This window comes from Burkholderia semiarida (genome assembly GCF_029268935.1).
Classification (GTDB): Bacteria; Pseudomonadota; Gammaproteobacteria; order Burkholderiales; family Burkholderiaceae; genus Burkholderia; species Burkholderia semiarida.
This window is the reverse complement of record NZ_JAHLCL010000007.1, coordinates 1,699,593-1,712,233: the sequence shown is the minus strand read 5'-3', so window position 1 is coordinate 1,712,233 and position 12,641 is coordinate 1,699,593. Positions and strand designations below refer to the sequence as shown.

Genomic DNA, 12,641 nt, shown 5'->3' with positions numbered 1-12,641 from the left:
GATATTCCGGATGCCGAACTTCACTGATACCGCTGCGCGGGCGCGCTTGGCCGCCCGTTCCGTGGCCGCGCACGCCGCGCTTGTGCTGGAGACGAACAACCTGCGCGGCGGCGCGGGCCTCGCGCAGGCCGTCGACAGCCTGAAACGCCTCGTGGCGGCGCTGTCGAAACAGACCGTGCCGCCGGCCGCCCTTGCGCAATGGATCATCACGCACGACGGCCTGCCCGCCGACGCGTGCGCGGAAATCGCCGCGCTGGCCGGCCGCCCGATCGACTTCGTCGAGATCGGTGCGAGCACCGGCTACTACGATGCAAAGAACGACGGCTTCGATCGCGTCGATGCCGATCGCTGCGACATCGTCGTATTCGGCGATGCCGACTGCCGGCCGGCCGACGACTGGCTCGAACATCTGCTTGCACCGTTCGCACGCGACGCGGGCGACGCGCCCGTCGCGGTGGCGGGGCGGACCAGCTACGCGCCCAACGTGCTCGGCATCGCGCTGACGTCGATCGATTTCATGTATTTCCCGAGCCCGCTACGCGATGGCGCGACGCGCAATTTCTACGCCAACAACGTCGCGTTCCGACGCGACGTGTTCGCGCAATTCCGTTACGAGCCGCTTGACGGCGTCTATCGCGCGCATTGCCAGGTGATGGGGCTGCGGATGCAGGCGGCTGGCGTGGCCGTCGAATTCGCACCGGCCGCGCATACCGAGCATCGGCTGCCGGACACACGTCGCGAATCGCTGAAGCTGCGCTGGATGCGCGGCGAGGACAGCGTCGGGCTGACGCCGCATCTCGTGAACGCGTACCTGCCGCGTCAATGGCAGTGGCTCGGCCGCAGCGGCCCGCTCGGCCCGTTCTGCGTGATGGCGATGCGGCTCGGCTACAGCCTGCGCGCGCTCGATCGCCAGCAGTTGCCGCGACTGGGCGCGGTTCGCTATCTGGCGGCCGTCGGCGTCACGATCGCCGCATCCGCCGTCGATACGCTCGGCGCGCTCGCGCGCGGTTTCGGGCTCACGGGACGCGCATCGGCCCGGCGCGATCTCGACGCACTGTCTTATCACCGTCATTGATTGAAATGGCGCCACGCCTCGCGGCGCGGCCACGACACTTCGATATCCTGATTCCCTTCCGACGACGACCATGCCCTCACTCGCCACCCGCGTTGCCTGTCTCGCCCTGTTTGCCGCCAGCGTCGGCGCCGATGCCGCACCGGTCGATCGGGCGGGGCGCGGGATTTTTCACTTCACGTCGCAAAGCGGCTGCCCGTTCACGAATGCCGCCGCGTCGGACTGCAATCGCGTCGCGCTCGATGCGCCCGACGTTCACGCGAGCATCGATACCGATGCGCACACGATCGTTTTCTCGAGCGAGGCGAGCCGCCGCACGAAGGACGTGCTCGGCGACGTGCTGCTGCAAGGCACGGGCGTCGATGCCGACGGGCGGCGTGTGCCGTTGAGCGTGCACGTTCTGCTGCGTCGCGACGGCCGGAAATGGGATCGTGACGTGTACGTCCATGTGCCCGTGCGCGGCAAGTTCACCGACGTGCGGATCGATCCGTATCGCGTGCGCGTGAAGGAGGGCGATCGCGAGCGCGACGTGCTCACACCGGACGAAACGCTTGCGCTGTTCGCGCATCCGACGCTCGCATCGCGGCTGGCGCGTCATCTCGTGAAGGTGAGTGCGACCGATCCGAAGCAGCCGTCCGCGGACGACATCACGATCGCGCTCGGTGTCGGCGGCCTGACGAAGGCGGTCGCGCGCGCGAGCTTCACGTCGAACGCACCGGGCGATGCCGACGTCGATCGCGCGCTCGCGTCCGGCACGTGGTCGATCCGCTTCGATGCGCTGAGCAATCACATTCCGGTGTGGGTCGCGCAGCGCGAGCTGTTCCTGTTCGGCCTCGACGGCAGCGCACTCGTGAAGGACGTGCGCGAACGCGGCTTTCGGAAGAACGACCGCATCGAGTTCGGCGCGCGCGACGGCAACGGCTATCTGCGCGTGAATGGCCGCGAGGAAGCGTTCGCGGGCGCGGCGGCCTCCGCGCATGCGTTCCTGCAGGAAAGCTTCGTCGGCCTGATCCTCGGCTGGCGTCGCGATCCGGCTGCTTCAGCCGCTGCCGCGACGAAATCTTCATCGGCACGCAGCGAGCCGGCATGACCGCGGCAAACGAATTGCCCGCGTCGTCGCGGGCCGCGTACGGCGAGCGCTTCGATTGTCTCGATACGCCGGTGCCGCGTGGCCCGGCGCGGGTGCGTGCGTATCTCGTCGATCGCATCAAGCGGGCGGCGATCCGGCAGCTGCATCGCAGCACGCATGGCGAGCGCTGGATGCTGCGCATGTACCTGATCGGCGAAGAAGCGACCGAGTGCGCGTTGCACGAGGACTGGACCGGACAGCCGCCGGGCTGGCTCGCGCCGCGCATCGACCAGCATCTCGCGGACGAGCGCCGCCACGCGGCCGCGTTTGCCGATGCGCTGCGCGAGCGCGGCGTCGACACGTCGACCGGGCCGCATGCACCCGACTGGCTGAGCCGGCGCAAGATCGTGCGATGGCGCCGGCTCGCGCAGCGCTACGCGCCGCATTTCGCGCAAGGCGTACTCGTGCCCGCGTATGCGACCGGCCTGTGCGCGGAACAGATGGCGATGCGCGTGCTCGCGCGCCACTGCGCGACGATCGGCGACGCGCATCCGCTGTATCCGCTGCTGTCGCGCGTGCTCGCCGACGAGACGCGGCACGTGCGGCTTTGCGCCGATACGCTGCGTCGCCTCGTCGAGCCGTCGGAGGCCGCGTCGCTCGCCGCGTTGCTGGACGAGATCCGCGCGATCGAAGCCGGTTTCGGCGTGACGGGCGCGCTGGCGATGGTTGCAGCCGGCTGGATCCAGTCGCTTCGTCCGCGCGCATGATGCCGCGCATCGTCTATCTCGCGACGGCCGACGCACGCGGCCATCTGATGCGTGCGCAACTGCTCGTGCATGCGTTGCGCGCGGCCGGCGCGCAGGTCGACGTGCTGACGACGTCCGACGCCGGGCGGGCGTTTCTCGCCGCGTTCGGCATCGACGCGGACGTGCTGTCGCGGCACTACGCGGTGCAGTTCGACGAGCGGCAGAACATGCTGCGCGACGCGACCGATCGCAATGTCGCGCACTACGTGTTCAGGCCGACCCGCATGTTGCGCGACATCGCGCGGCTGCGCGCGATCGTGCGCGATGCGGATCTCGTGATCAATGACTCGTTTCATCCGGCGCTGCTGTTCATGGGCGCGGTGCCGGGCTGGCGGCGTCGCGTCGTCCACGTGTATGGCGGCAGCCTGCGCCGCGCGTTGACCGCGAATTTCGATGCGCGGCTGCCGCGCGTGCTGGCGCGTGCGTTCGCGCGAATCGTCGACTGGCAGATCGATTCGGCGCTGGGCCGCATCGAGCACGATTTCGCGTACGGCTTCGCCGACGATGTGCAGCGCTCACACCGGCATCGCCGGCTGCCGACGCCGGTGCCGATCGTCGCCGACCTGCCGGCGCCGGAATCCGCTGCCGCGGCTGTTTATCTGAATCCGCACTTTCGCGACGTCGCGCTCGCCGATGCGCTGTCGGCCGGCATGCGCGACGCGGGGCTCGCCGCACACCGGGTGGGCGAGGGCTACGCCGGGCACGACGGCTGGACCGGCGTCGACGCCGGCTGGCCGACGCGCGCCGCGCATGCGCCGCTGATCGTGTCGGCGCCCGGCATGGCCGCGCTGTCGATCGCGCATGTGTATCGCCGCCCGATCCTGCTCGTACAGACCGATCAACCCGAACAGGCGAGCAACGCCGCGCGCGCGGCACGGCTGCGGCTCGTGCACCGTGTCGTCACATGGCGTGGCGATGCGGCGGCATTCCGGCGCGAGGTAGCGCAGGCGTCGATCGCGCTGATGCGCGATCCCGGTACGCCGGCGGGGACGCTCGCGGGCCGCGAGCATGCGCGTGCGCGTGTCGACGCGTGGACATCGCACCTCCTCACGCTGTGTCCGCATGCGCGAGCGGCCGATGCGCAAACCCGATGCGAGGCGCCGACGCCGCGATGAATACGCGAATGCTGCATGACGATCGCCGGCCCGATGTCCGTCAGATGCTGGCCGCGACATTCGGCATGGTCGCGGGTCTCGCGATCTTCTTTCTGCTTGAGCGCGGCGTCACGCCGCGCTACGTGCTGGCCACGGCGATCGATGCGCGGATTCCATTCATCGCGTGGTCGTGGTTCGTCTATGTCGCGTTCTTTCCGTTCGTGGTTGCGCTCGCCGCGTATGCGCGGCCGTCCGCATTCGCCGCGTTCAGGGAGGCCGTGCTGATCGCGTTCGTGCTCGGTGTGATCTGCTTCCTGCTGTTTCCGGAAGCCGTGCCGCGGCCCGACATCGCGGAGATCGGCAATGCGTTCGTGCGTCGGCGTCTTGCGCGCATGTGGCAGCTCGATCTTGCGGCCAACGGCTTCCCGAGCCTGCATGTCGCGGTGACGTGTCTGGCGTGCCGGATGCTGGCGGACCGGCGCCGGATCGTCGCGACGGCGATCGGGCTGCTGATCTGCGCGTCGACGCTGACGCTCAAGCAGCATACGGTCGCCGACGTGCTGGGTGGGGTCGTGCTCGCGGCGGTCAGCGCGCGATGGGTGGAGCGGCGTTCGCTGCGCAGGAGGCTTGCGTGACGGAGACGCACGTTCACCGCGTCGGATCGAACGCCGGGCTCGCGCGGTTCGTGCCCGATCCAGTGCTGTTTCGCGTAAGCACGGCGCGTGTCGGCGTGGCGCTGGCGGGTGACTGGCTGATGATCGCCGCCGCGTTCGCCGCGGCGATCGCGTTTGCGCATCCGCTTGCCTACGCGTGCGCGGCGATCGTGATCGCGCGCAGCCAGCTCGCGCTCGCGGTCATGATGCACGAAGGGGCGCACGGGCTGCTCGCGCGCAACCGGCACGTCAACGACGTGCTCGGGCAACTGCTCGCGGCCGGCCCGCTATGGCTGTCGCTGCGCACGTATCGGGCCGGCCATCTGAAGCACCATCGCGCGCCGATGCAGGCGGACGACCCCGTCGCGCTGCTGTTCGGCGTGCACGACTATCCGGTGACGCGCTCGCGGCTGATCGTCCGCCTGCTCGCGTACGCATGCGGGATCGGCTACGTGACGAGCGTCGTGAAGCTCGCGCGCGGCGCGTTCGCGCATGCGTTGCCGAAGGTCGAAAAATCGCGGGCGTATGCGGCGTGGGAGATCGCGTCGATGCTGGTCGGCAACGGCGCGCTGTTCGGCGCGCTCGCGCTGGCCGGACATCCGCTGCTGTACGTCGCGTTGTGGATCGTGCCGTCCGTCACGCTGTTGCCGTTCGCCGGGCAGGTGCGCGCGATCTTCGAGCATGCGGGGCTGCCGGCCGGCGCGGACCAGAGCCGCAACGCACGCACGATCGTCCGGCGTTCGTGGCAGACGTTCCTGTTCGGCCCGCATGCGATTCATTTCCATATCGAACATCATCTGTTCACGCGGATGCCGTTCCATAACCTGCCGGTCGTGCATCGGCAACTCGCGCAGTTGCGGTTGCTGCCCGACGGCAATCTGTATGCGGGATATGGTGCGGTGCTGCGCGACGTGAGCGTGCGGTGATCGGCCGGGATCAGGTCGCGCGCGATTGAGTGTGGACGAGCATCGTCGAGCATTCAGGCTCGAACGGCCAGGCGACAGACGCAAAAAAGCCTCCGCGAGGGAGGCTTTTTTGCACTATCGAAGATAGTTGGTAGGGTGGGAGGGACTCGAACCCTCGACTCTCTGATTAAAAGTCAGATACTCTAACCAACTGAGTTACCACCCCACGTTCTTGAAACCTGTCGGTTCGTTGCTTCAATAACCTGGGGCAACGACCTAAAGAGCAAAAGATTATAGCGACGGGTTGCAGGGCTGTCAACAACGCGCCACGATAATTATTTGATCGTTTCGAGCTTGCCCTGCGCCGTCTGCGCCGCGTTCGAGCCGGCGTACTGCGACACGACCTGCTCGAACGTCTTCTTCGCGGCCGCCTTCTGGCCTTGTTCGAGCTGGTTCGTGCCGATCGCCACGAGGGCGTCGGCCGCGCGCGGGTGCTGCGGGAACTTGCTGACGATCCCTTGCCACGTCGCGGTCGAACCACGGTAGTCGCGCAGCGCGTATTGCGCGTTGCCGTACCAGTACTGCGCGGTCGGCTGATAGGGGCTCTGCGGATACTTCGCGATGAACGCGCGGAACGAAGCCGCCGCCGCCTTGAAGTTGCCGTTGCGGAACTGCTGCTGCGCCGCGCTGAGCGCATCCGTTTCACCCGGCTGCACGGTGCCTTCGACACCATCGATCGTCGCCTGCTGTGGCTCGAACTTCTTGAGCCGCGTGTCGAGATCCTGGTAGTACTCCTTCTGCTGCCGCTCGAGCGTCGTCAGCCGGTTCGTCAGATCCTCGTTCTCGCCGCGCAGCGTCGCGACCTGCTGGTTCAGCTGGTCGATACGGCCGGATTGATCGAGGATCGTACGCTGAGCGGCCGACAACTGGCTCGACAGGTTGTCGCTCTTGCTGCGCAGATCGAGCACGGCGCGGCGCGCCTCGTTGTCGTCGAACATGCCGGCGTGCGCCGGCGCGGCCGACCACGCCGCGCCCGCGACGCAGAATGCTGCGGCAACGCGCAGCCAGGTTGAACGGTGCGTCATACGGCGATTCTTCCGTTACTTACTGTTGGTAGACGAGGTCGGCGCGACGGTTCTGCGCCCACGATGCTTCGTCGTGACCCGTTGCCTGCGGCTTTTCCTTGCCGAGGCTCACGGCTTCCATTTGCGAGTCGTTCACGCCGAGCAGGGCCATCGCACGGCGGACGGCTTCCGCACGCTTCTGGCCCAGCGCGAGGTTGTACTCGCTCGTGCCGCGTTCGTCGGTGTTGCCCTGGATCAGCACGTGACGCTGCGGGTGGCTCTTCAGGTACTGCGCGTGCTGCTGCATCAGCGGCTGGTACTCGTCCTTCACCGAATAGCTGTCGAAGTCGAAGTAGATGCTGCGCTTCGCGAGCGGGCTGTTCGGATCGTTCAGCGGGTCGACGTTCACTTGCGCGACGTTGTCGGCGCTCGGCTGCGTGCTGACTGCGCCCGCGTTGTTTGCCTTGTCGTCGAGCTTCACACCCGACTTGCACGCGGCGAGCGCGCTGATCATCATCACGGCCAGGGCCAGACGAGCTTTATTCGACATCATGGTTACTCTCCTTGTGGTCATTGCATGAAGGGCCCCCACGACGGCTCGCGAACGGAGCCGCCCTGGACGGACAGGATCTGCGGCGGCGCGCTGCCGTCGGAAGGCACGGCGGCCAGAACGTTGCGGCCACCCGACTGGGTAGCGTACAGAAGGTACTGGCCGTTTGCCGCGAAGCTCGGCGATTCGTCGCGATTGGTATTCGTGATGGCGTTCGCCGCGCCAGTCTGCAGATCCTGAACGTACAGCTTGAAGCCCCCACCCGTGCGGGAGATGTAAGCGAGCAGCTTGCCGTCCGGGCTCACGCGCGGGCTCGTGTTGTAGCTGCCGGTGAAGGTCACGCGCTGCGCGGCACCGGCGCTTTCACCCTGGGCGGGCATCCGGTAGATCTGCGGCGCACCGCCCCGATCGCTCGTGAAGTAGATCCAGCGGCCGTCCGGCGAGTAGAACGGCTCGGTATCGATCGAACTGCTCTGCGTGAGACGGCGCAGGCCGCCCCCGTTCGCGTTGACCGTATAGATTTGCGTATTGCCCGTCAGCGACAGCGCGACGGCGAGCGTGTTGCTGTCCGGCGACCACGCCGGCGCGCTGTTGTTGCCCTTCTGGTCGGACACCATGTAGCGGCGGCCGGTCGGCAGGTCGTGGATGTAGACGATCGGCTTCTTGCGCTCGAACGATACGTACGCGACCTTCGTGCCGCTCGGCGACCACGCCGGCGAGATGATCGGTTCGGTGCTCGACAGCGCGATGCGCGCGTTCTGGCCGTCCGAATCCGAAATCTGCAGCTGGTAGCGATTACCGGTCTTGATCACGTACGACAGGCGCGTGGCGAACACGCCGCGCACGCCGAGCAGCTTCTGGTAGATGTAGTCGGCGATCTTGTGGCCGGCCGTGCGCAGCGTGGTGTCGGTGGCCGTCAGCGACAGGCCGCCAAGGCTTTGCTGCTTCACGGTGTCGTACAGGATGAAGTTGACCTTGTACTGGCCGTTCGCGTCGCGGTTCACGCTGCCGGCGACGAACGCGTTCGCGCCCTTTGCCTTCCATGCGCCGAGATCGACCGAGGCGGTCTCGGGCACGGGCGTGCTGCCTGCGTCGATGTTGGTGAACTTGCCGCTGCGGGCGAGGTCGGCTCGCACGATCGACGTGACCTGCTGCGGCAGGTTCGCCTCGTTCGTGAAATTCGCGGTGGCGATGGGGAACTGGGTCGACCCGACACCGGTGATCAGCACGTTGACCTGGGCGTTAGCGGCGCTGCCCGCCGTAATCAGACACGAGGCCACGAGTGCCCTGAAACCTAGCTTTGTCATCAAACTCATGCTTCTTGCTTCCCGTATGGCTTGGATCGCTGCGCAACCGCAGAGACAGTAAAAATACCCGATTCGTTCCCATCCGACAGCGACGCCCGGAGTGTAAGCGCATTTCGTTTCACTCCGCCGCCTTGAAGGTAATCGTAATGTCGGACGGGGTACGGCCGTTAGAATCGGGCGGCAACGGGACCGACGCGTGGATCGCATTCACCACGGCTTGATCCCACCCCGAATTCCCGCTCGAGCGGGAGACCGATGCGCTCAATACGTCACCGGACGGCGTGCACCGAATCTTGACGACGGTGGTCAGGCCTGCCCGCTCGCCGCCCCAAACGATGTTCGGCTTGACGCGGCGGCGCACCTTGTCGGCATAGCCGGGCGTCGCGGCATTGCCGCCGGAGCCCGTGCCGGTGCCGCTTTTCGCCAGGCCGTCGCCGCCGCCTTCGCCGGCGCCGGACAGGCCTTGTAGTTGCGCGAGTCGCGCGCTGCGCTCGCGGTCGAGCTTCGCGTTCGCCGCCGCATTGGCCTTCGCGCGCGCCGCGGCTTCGGCCTTCGCCTTGGCCTGGGCTTCCGCCTTGGCCTTCGCGGCCGCGTCGGCCTTCGCCTTCGCCGCCTGCTGTGCTTCGAGTTGCGCCTGCTTTTGCTGCTGGAGCTTCTGTTGTTCGAGTTTCTGCTGCTCGGCGAGCTGCTGTTGCCTGAGCTTCTCGGCCTGCTTCTGTTTGTCGCGTTCCGCGGCCTTCTGGGCGGCGAGGGCGGCGGCCTGCTGCGCGGCGAGCTGCGCACGCCGGGCTTCCTCTTCCTGCTGGGCCTTCAGTTGCTGGGCGCGGCGCTGCTGCTCGAGTTGCGCTTCGCGCGCGGCTGCTTCCTGCTGACGCTTCTTCTGCTGCAGCGCGATGTCGGCCTGTTCGTCGCGCACCGGGGCAGGGGGCGGCGCGACCTTCGCGGGCGGCGCGGGCGTGACCACCGGCCGCGGCGCGGGGACGTCGGGCACTTCGGTCCACAGCTCGGCCTCGGCGCCGGCCGGCGTGCTGTTCTGCCACTGCACGCCGTGATAGAGGAACAGCGCGAGCAGCACGTGCATCAGCGCGGCGAGCGCGAACGCGCGCCACGTCCCGCGCTCGCGGGGAGGCTGGAGCGGGTACGCGGATCTGCGCGTGGATTGCTGCCGGTTCATTGCGATTTGACGAGGAGGCCGACGCGCTTGACGCCGCGCGCCTTCAGATCGGACATCACGGTCATGACGGCATCGTACTGCACGGTCTTGTCGGCTGCGATCACGACCGGCTGGTCAGGGTGATCGGCCTGCCGGGCCGAGATGAAGCTGTCGAGCTCGGCCTTCGTCATCGTGTCTTCCTGGGTCGCGCCCGAGTCGCCCTTGTACTTGACGCTCATCGTGCGGTCGGCCTTGATGTTGACGACGACGGGCGGCGTCTGCTCTTGCGGCGCGGCATTGCCGACGGTGGGCAGGTTGATGATCGACGGGGCGACGAGCGGTGCGGTGACCATGAAGATCACGAGCAGCACCAGCATCACGTCGATGTACGGCACGACGTTGATGTCGGCCATTGCGCGGCGCGAGCGGCCGCCGCGCATGCTGGATCGGATGGGGCTTCCTGCCATGGCGTGCTCCTTACTGGGCCTGACGCTGCAGGATGTTCGAGAACTCTTCGATGAAGGTCTCGAAGCGGATCGCGAGGCGATCGATGTCGTGCGCGTAGCGGTTGTACGCGACCACCGCCGGAATTGCGGCGAACAGGCCGATCGCGGTGGCGACGAGCGCCTCGGCGATGCCCGGCGCGACGTTCGCGAGCGTGGCCTGCTGCACGTTCGCGAGGCCGCGGAACGAGTTCATGATCCCCCAGACCGTGCCGAACAGACCGATGTACGGGCTGACCGAGCCGACCGACGCGAGGAACGCGAGGTTCGCCTCGAGCACGTCCATTTCACGCTGGAACGACGCGCGCATCGCGCGGCGCGCACCGTCGAGCACGAGGCCCGGGTCGCTCAGGCGCTTTTCCTTTCCCTTCAGGAATTCGCGCATCCCCGATTCGAAGATCCGCTCGAGTGCGCCGATCGTATGGCGGTTGTTGGCTGCGCTCTGATACAGCGCCTGCAGGTCGCCGCCCGACCAGAAGTCCTTTTCGAAGCGTTCGGTCTGCGCGCGCGCGCGGCGGATGGCAAACCATTTGCGGAAGATGAAGGTCCACGACATCAGCGACAGCAGCAGCAGCAGCCCCATCACGGCCTGGGCCAGCACGCTCGCGTTGAGGACGAGGGAAATGATCGACAGGTCTTGAACAGTATTCATAGAGGTTTGAGTAACGTCCCTTCGGGGGTGCCCGGCAAGGGCGTCCGGCGTGCGTGCGGCGCGGCGCGCCGGCCATGCCTGACGCCGAACCTTGCTTAGTATCGAATCAGAACGGCAAGTTCATAGGCTGTGTCTAAACGGCGCTCATGCGAGCTTCGTTGACAAACCAGTCTGCCCGGCGTCGATGACGGGCCCGCGTTGCAGCGCGTCGAGCACGGCCGGCGGGATGGCCGCGGGCCGGATGCCGTGACGGTCGACGCAGCCGAGGCGGATGTGCCCGACCACGAGCAGCGTGTCGCCACACCAGGCTTCCTGCGTGAATTCCACCGACGCGCGGCCGATGCGTCCAGGCCGGCTCGTGATCGTCAACGTGTCGTCGAGTCGCGCCGGCGCGCGGTAGTCGAGCGACGTGTTGCGCACGATGAAGATCGCACCGGTATCGTCGGCGAGCCGACGCTGGTCGACGCCGCAGGCGCGGAGCCACTCGGTTCGGGCGCGTTCGAAGAACTTCAGGTAGTTGGCATAGAAGACGATGCCGCCTGCGTCGGTATCCTCGTAGTACACGCGCACCGGCCAGGTAAAGCCGGACGGCGCTTCCGGGGAGCGGGTGGGCTGAGTCATGGCGCGCATTCTACCGGAAGGCAAAGACCGGATTCGTAACCGATTCGTAACGGAATGTAGTGCGTCGTGGCACACCGTCATGGCACACCGCGGGCCGGCCGGAGGCCGGCCCGCGGCTGCGGGCGACGTGTCAGCCGCGATGGACCGTGAGGCCGGCCGGGGCTTGCGCGACCGGCATCATTTCGATCGTGTTGATGTTGACGTGAGCGGGGCGCGTCGCAATCCAGTAGATCGTGTCGGCGATGTCCTCGGCGGTGAGCGGCTGGACGTTCTGGTAGACGTTCGCCGCCTTTGCATCGTCGCCGCGGAAGCGGACGTTCGAGAACTCCGTGCCGCCGCACAGGCCCGGCTCGATGTCGGTGACGCGCAACGGCGTGCCGATCAGGTCGGTGCGCAGGTTCAGGCTGAATTGTCTGACGAACGCCTTGGTCGCGCCGTACACGTTCCCGCCCGGATACGGATAGGTGCCGGCCACCGAGCCCAGGTTGAAGATATGGCCGCGACCGCGCGCGATCATGCCGGGCAGCAATGCGTGCGTGACGGTCACGAGGCCCGAGCAATTCGTGTCGATCATGGTCTGCCACTCGTCGAGGCTCGCCTTCTGGGCCGGCTCGACACCGAGTGCGAGGCCGGCATTGTTGACGAGTACGTCGAGCGCCGCGAATTCGGCGGGGAGGGCGGCCGGCACGGCCTCGACGGCCGCGCGGTCGCGCACGTCGAGCTCGAGCGGCAGCAGGGCGTCGCCGAGTTCGGCGGCGAGCGCGTCGAGACGGTCCTTGCGGCGTGCGGTCGCGACGACGCGATGGCCGCCCTTGACGAAGGCACGGGAGATGGCGGCGCCGAAGCCGGCGGACGCGCCTGTGACGAACACGATCATTGCTGCTCCTGGTCGGTAACGGAATAGCGGGTGGAATCCCGCAAGCCTACTGAGAATGCCGCACCGCGGCAAGGCGGCAAAGCGTGTCGGCACGGGCGCGTAGAGTCCGGCCCCAATTGATTCGGGCGCCCTGCCGCGCGGTTGCCTATTCATGACGCATCCAATACACTAATGCGCTCATCACCCCTGCGTGACTGGCGATAGAACCCTTCGGGTTCAAGGTGGAGCATCCCACCGTGAAGCGCGGGGCGCCGTTTTTGCCGTTCGCCTGGGCAGCCGTTGTGCGCCGTCGCGTGCATCGCCGGTGGCTGTCCT

Annotated in this window: 14 protein-coding genes, 1 tRNA gene and 1 riboswitch; of the genes, 6 read left to right on the top strand and 9 right to left on the bottom strand. The window is 67.3% G+C overall.

All coding sequences use genetic code 11. From position 1 onward, the window contains the following. The first annotated feature begins 10 nt into the window (after positions 1 to 10). From KPB06_RS20925 to KPB06_RS20900, 6 genes are all read left to right on the top strand, one after another. Positions 11 to 1,075, top strand: coding sequence for a glycosyltransferase family 2 protein (locus KPB06_RS20925; protein ID WP_059574343.1), 1,065 nt, complete (start codon positions 11 to 13; stop codon positions 1,073 to 1,075). Positions 1,076 to 1,145: 70 nt separating this feature from the next. Further along, a complete protein-coding gene (locus KPB06_RS20920; RefSeq protein WP_059574265.1) occupies positions 1,146 to 2,162 on the top strand; it encodes a hypothetical protein in 1,017 nt (338 codons plus the stop codon). Next, entirely contained in the window at positions 2,159 to 2,908 is a 750-nt protein-coding gene (locus KPB06_RS20915) for a hypothetical protein (protein ID WP_059574264.1), read from the top strand. The genes KPB06_RS20920 and KPB06_RS20915 overlap by 4 nt, the downstream gene beginning before the upstream one ends. Next, positions 2,905 to 4,062 carry a glycosyltransferase family protein gene (locus KPB06_RS20910; protein WP_059574263.1) on the top strand — a complete coding sequence of 386 codons (1,158 nt, stop codon included), beginning with the start codon at positions 2,905 to 2,907 and terminating at the stop codon, positions 4,060 to 4,062. The genes KPB06_RS20915 and KPB06_RS20910 overlap by 4 nt, the downstream gene beginning before the upstream one ends. Then, on the top strand, positions 4,059 to 4,676 hold the full coding sequence (locus KPB06_RS20905) for a phosphatase PAP2 family protein (protein WP_059574342.1): 618 nt from the start codon (positions 4,059 to 4,061) through the stop codon (positions 4,674 to 4,676). Before KPB06_RS20910 ends, KPB06_RS20905 begins: the two co-directional genes overlap by 4 nt. Next, positions 4,673 to 5,620 (top strand): fatty acid desaturase family protein, encoded by a 948-nt coding sequence (locus KPB06_RS20900; RefSeq protein WP_196485200.1) that lies wholly within the window; start codon positions 4,673 to 4,675, stop codon positions 5,618 to 5,620. The genes KPB06_RS20905 and KPB06_RS20900 overlap by 4 nt, the downstream gene beginning before the upstream one ends. Before the next feature lie 128 nt (positions 5,621 to 5,748). Here the strand turns inward: KPB06_RS20900 and KPB06_RS20895 are convergent. The 9 genes from KPB06_RS20895 to KPB06_RS20855 all read right to left on the bottom strand — a co-directional run bounded on the left by KPB06_RS20895 (position 5,749) and on the right by KPB06_RS20855 (position 12,326). Next, positions 5,749 to 5,825: transfer RNA gene (locus tag KPB06_RS20895), tRNA-Lys, on the bottom strand. 109 nt (positions 5,826 to 5,934) lie between these two features. Beyond that, entirely contained in the window at positions 5,935 to 6,684 is a 750-nt protein-coding gene (ybgF, locus tag KPB06_RS20890) for a tol-pal system protein YbgF (RefSeq protein WP_006484965.1), read from the bottom strand. Positions 6,685 to 6,703: 19 nt separating this feature from the next. Beyond that, complete coding sequence (pal, locus tag KPB06_RS20885; protein ID WP_006484980.1) at positions 6,704 to 7,216, bottom strand: peptidoglycan-associated lipoprotein Pal; 513 nt, start codon at positions 7,214 to 7,216, stop codon at positions 6,704 to 6,706. A gap of 17 nt (positions 7,217 to 7,233) precedes the next feature. Continuing rightward, the gene (gene tolB / locus KPB06_RS20880; RefSeq protein WP_059574261.1) at positions 7,234 to 8,529 is read right to left on the bottom strand and encodes a Tol-Pal system beta propeller repeat protein TolB; all 1,296 of its coding nucleotides are present in this window, start codon (positions 8,527 to 8,529) and stop codon (positions 7,234 to 7,236) included. Between the two features lie 109 nt (positions 8,530 to 8,638). Further along, the gene (gene tolA / locus KPB06_RS20875; RefSeq protein WP_059574260.1) at positions 8,639 to 9,694 is read right to left on the bottom strand and encodes a cell envelope integrity protein TolA; all 1,056 of its coding nucleotides are present in this window, start codon (positions 9,692 to 9,694) and stop codon (positions 8,639 to 8,641) included. After that, entirely contained in the window at positions 9,691 to 10,140 is a 450-nt protein-coding gene (tolR, locus tag KPB06_RS20870) for a protein TolR (protein WP_006484943.1), read from the bottom strand. The genes tolA and tolR overlap by 4 nt, the downstream gene beginning before the upstream one ends. Before the next feature lie 10 nt (positions 10,141 to 10,150). Further along, positions 10,151 to 10,828 carry a protein TolQ gene (gene tolQ / locus KPB06_RS20865; protein WP_059574259.1) on the bottom strand — a complete coding sequence of 226 codons (678 nt, stop codon included), beginning with the start codon at positions 10,826 to 10,828 and terminating at the stop codon, positions 10,151 to 10,153. A gap of 144 nt (positions 10,829 to 10,972) precedes the next feature. Beyond that, a complete protein-coding gene (gene ybgC, locus KPB06_RS20860; protein ID WP_059574258.1) occupies positions 10,973 to 11,458 on the bottom strand; it encodes a tol-pal system-associated acyl-CoA thioesterase in 486 nt (161 codons plus the stop codon). Positions 11,459 to 11,579: 121 nt separating this feature from the next. Next, the gene (locus KPB06_RS20855) at positions 11,580 to 12,326 is read right to left on the bottom strand and encodes an SDR family NAD(P)-dependent oxidoreductase (protein WP_059574257.1); all 747 of its coding nucleotides are present in this window, start codon (positions 12,324 to 12,326) and stop codon (positions 11,580 to 11,582) included. A 180-nt stretch (positions 12,327 to 12,506) separates the two neighbouring features. Next, a riboswitch (ZMP/ZTP riboswitch) is annotated at positions 12,507 to 12,607 on the top strand. The last annotated feature ends 34 nt before the right edge of the window (positions 12,608 to 12,641 follow it).

What these genes read in the sequence shown, in the direction of transcription:
- tolR (WP_006484943.1), bottom strand. Translation starts at nt 10,140, where the DNA reads ATGGCAGGAAGCCCCATCCGATCCAGCATGCGCGGCGGCCGCTCGCGC.
- pal (WP_006484980.1), bottom strand. Translation starts at nt 7,216, where the DNA reads ATGATGTCGAATAAAGCTCGTCTGGCCCTGGCCGTGATGATGATCAGC.
- KPB06_RS20910 (WP_059574263.1), top strand. Translation starts at nt 2,905, where the DNA reads ATGATGCCGCGCATCGTCTATCTCGCGACGGCCGACGCACGCGGCCAT.
- KPB06_RS20905 (WP_059574342.1), top strand. Translation starts at nt 4,059, where the DNA reads ATGAATACGCGAATGCTGCATGACGATCGCCGGCCCGATGTCCGTCAG.
- KPB06_RS20925 (WP_059574343.1), top strand. Translation starts at nt 11, where the DNA reads ATGCCGAACTTCACTGATACCGCTGCGCGGGCGCGCTTGGCCGCCCGT.
- ybgF (WP_006484965.1), bottom strand. Translation starts at nt 6,684, where the DNA reads ATGACGCACCGTTCAACCTGGCTGCGCGTTGCCGCAGCATTCTGCGTC.
- tolA (WP_059574260.1), bottom strand. Translation starts at nt 9,694, where the DNA reads ATGAACCGGCAGCAATCCACGCGCAGATCCGCGTACCCGCTCCAGCCT.
- KPB06_RS20855 (WP_059574257.1), bottom strand. Translation starts at nt 12,326, where the DNA reads ATGATCGTGTTCGTCACAGGCGCGTCCGCCGGCTTCGGCGCCGCCATC.
- KPB06_RS20920 (WP_059574265.1), top strand. Translation starts at nt 1,146, where the DNA reads ATGCCCTCACTCGCCACCCGCGTTGCCTGTCTCGCCCTGTTTGCCGCC.
- KPB06_RS20915 (WP_059574264.1), top strand. Translation starts at nt 2,159, where the DNA reads ATGACCGCGGCAAACGAATTGCCCGCGTCGTCGCGGGCCGCGTACGGC.
- ybgC (WP_059574258.1), bottom strand. Translation starts at nt 11,458, where the DNA reads ATGCGCGCCATGACTCAGCCCACCCGCTCCCCGGAAGCGCCGTCCGGC.
- tolQ (WP_059574259.1), bottom strand. Translation starts at nt 10,828, where the DNA reads ATGAATACTGTTCAAGACCTGTCGATCATTTCCCTCGTCCTCAACGCG.
- tolB (WP_059574261.1), bottom strand. Translation starts at nt 8,529, where the DNA reads ATGAGTTTGATGACAAAGCTAGGTTTCAGGGCACTCGTGGCCTCGTGT.